Origin of the sequence: Methylobacterium sp. WL103, from assembly GCF_008039885.1 — a bacterium.
GTDB lineage: Bacteria > Pseudomonadota > Alphaproteobacteria > Rhizobiales > Beijerinckiaceae > Methylobacterium > Methylobacterium cerastii.
The window spans coordinates 1-573 of sequence record NZ_VRUX01001211.1; the positions used below are offsets into that span (position 1 = coordinate 1).

Sequence of the window (573 nt, forward strand, 5' to 3'; positions counted from 1 at the left end):
CTGCCGCGCAGCGGCACGGAGGCGTTCGTGCTGAAGGTCTCCTACGACGAGGCGGAGGCCGCGGGCGCCCCGGGCGTCCAGCTCGTCCACCGCCTGACCGAGGCCGCGCTTCGCGACGGCGCGATCGACCGGATCGATTCCTGCGCCGCCCCTGACTACCGCCTGGCCGAGATGTTCTGGACCGGGCGGCGCGCCATCGCGCACCGGCTCGTGGAGGCCTCGCCCGACCGGTTCTTCCCGCTCGCCGCGGCCCTGGAGCACGCTCGCGAGCGTTATGCCGGGTGGCGGATGCGCCGACGGGTCCGATAGGGCGTTGCGGCGGCGGCGCATTGCCTCCAGGGTCCTGCAGGCCAGCCGGCCACGCCCGAAGAACGGCCAGCGGCAGACCGATCGCCCGGGAGGATCACATTTCCAACGCCCCCGCCGTCTCGTCCGGACAGCCGGACCGCCACGCCCCGAAGCCGCCGGAGCTGATGTCGCCCTGGCGCACGGACGCGCGCGTCGCGCTCCAGGCCGAGGCCCGCACCTTCGCCCGCGAGGTGGTGATGCCGCTGGCCGACGAACTCGACCCGC

The 573-nt window shown here is 74.7% G+C and carries 1 protein-coding gene and 1 pseudogene; both read left to right on the top strand.

Annotation, left to right across the window (positions count from 1 at the left end; genetic code table 11):
- Positions 1-309, top strand: a pseudogene (locus tag FV222_RS30425) (GNAT family N-acetyltransferase); the annotation flags it as partial.
- Between the two features lie 164 nt (positions 310-473).
- On the top strand, positions 474-573 hold a 100-nt coding region (locus FV222_RS31725; RefSeq protein WP_147816501.1), incomplete at its 3' end, for an acyl-CoA dehydrogenase family protein.